The sequence below is a fragment of the Rivularia sp. UHCC 0363 genome (assembly GCF_034931125.1).
Taxonomy (GTDB): domain Bacteria; phylum Cyanobacteriota; class Cyanobacteriia; order Cyanobacteriales; family Nostocaceae; genus Rivularia.
In genome coordinates this window covers 145,159-146,874 of the sequence record NZ_JAYGHM010000008.1, presented here as the reverse complement: position 1 = coordinate 146,874, position 1,716 = coordinate 145,159, and the positions used below count along the sequence as shown (strand labels likewise).

The following is a 1,716-nucleotide window of genomic DNA, read 5'->3' as shown; positions in this document are numbered from 1 at the left end:
GTTAAAAGTAGTGCGAGCATCTTGCTCGCTATTTAACTACCCCATCACCCCATCACCCCATCACCCCATCACCCCATCACCCCATCCCCCATCTTTTGCCACAAAGCGGGCAATAATGTGATTTAACATACATAATAGATATTTGTGACAGTAAACTTGCTTAAAGAAATATTTTATTTTTTATTGGCTGCAAAATTATTGACGAGGATTATAAATGAGAACTAGTGTACCATTTCGCATTCTTTCTCTAGATGGTGGTGGGGTTCGTGGGTTAGTTACAGCGATAATTTTAGAAGGATTGGAAAAGAAACTGCAAAAACACGAGCCACGCAAGCCACTTCTAGATTATTTTGATGTTATAGCTGGAACTTCTACAGGTAGTCTGATCGCTTGCGCTTTGGCTAAAGGTTTAAACGCTAGCGAAATCAAAAATTTTTATATTCATAATTCTCAGAATATTTTTCCTCCCAGTAGAATCCTTGTTCATAGCATTTTAAACTTGATTCGCTTGGGTTCTAGTCAACCGATTTATAGTGATGATGGTTTAAGAATGGTACTTAAACATATTTTTGAAGATTTGAAATTTGGGGAATTAATTAAACCTACAATAGTAACTAGTTACGACACTTATAACCGACAAGCTGTAGTATTTAAAAACACTAAAATAGCTCATCACAATATTCCGATATGGCAAATTTGTCGTGCTTCTTCAGCCGCACCGATTGGTTTTCCTGGTTACGAAATGAAACACCAAGATTTCGTAGAAGATTGGCGAAAAAACGGTTATGAAATACCTCCACAAAGCGGTATTCCCTTGATAGATGGAGGGGTATTTGCTAACAATCCAGCATTGTGCGCGATCGCAGAACGGTTGAGATGGAACAAAGATTTACCAGACAACCCCAAATGGAATGATTTAATATCAGAAAACGTCCATCAAAATGATATCTTAGTTGCCTCTTTTGGTACCGGACAACACGTTAAACAAATTGGTACGAAACAAGTCAAACAATGGGGAGCATTAGAATGGTTGAGTCCCCGTGATGATTTACCGCTTTTAGATGTATTATTTGATGGTGCGGGCGATGCAGTATGTTATATTGCCGAGCAAATTATCGGTAATACTTATTTTAGATTCCAGCCCAACTTTAAGAAAGAAATACCTACCTTCAGCGCTAAACAGCAGAATATTGATGCAATGATTAAGTGTACAGAACAATATTTAAGTCAGCCGAAAGTCGATCACAAGTTAGATCAATTAGTAGGAATTCTTAATCCTTCAATACGCTGCTTGGTTTAAAAGAGTTAGGAGTTAGGAATTAGGAGTTAGGAATTAGGAGTTAGGAATTAGGAGTTAGGAGTTAGGAATTAGGAACACCTGAACCTGAGTTATTAATTCAGTGTCATCAGTGTCATCCATTTAATCAGCGTTAGGAGTTAGGAGTTAAAAGTTAGGAATTAGGAGTTAAAAATAGTGCGAGCATCTTGCTCGCTGTTTAACTACCCCATCTCCTCATCCCCCGATCTCCCTATCCCCCGATCTCCCTATCCCCCGATCTCCCTATCCCCCGATCTCCCTATCCCCCGATCTCCCTATCCCCCCATCTCCCCATCCCCCGATCTCCCTATCCCCCGATCTCCCTATCCCCCCATCACCCCATCACCCCATCTCCCCATCACCCTATCCCCCCATCACCCCATCACCCCATCACCCCA

Annotated in this window: 1 protein-coding gene; it reads left to right on the top strand. The window is 40.7% G+C overall.

The features are described from left to right. Nucleotides 1-214: 214 nt before the first annotated feature. Nucleotides 215-1,300, top strand: coding sequence for a patatin-like phospholipase family protein (locus tag VB797_RS07235; protein WP_323236986.1), 1,086 nt, complete (start codon nt 215-217; stop codon nt 1,298-1,300). Nucleotides 1,301-1,716 lie beyond the last annotated feature (416 nt).

Excerpts from the sequence above, each read along its gene's own strand:
- VB797_RS07235 (WP_323236986.1), top strand. The coding sequence starts at position 215 with ATGAGAACTAGTGTACCATTTCGCATTCTTTCTCTAGATGGTGGTGGG.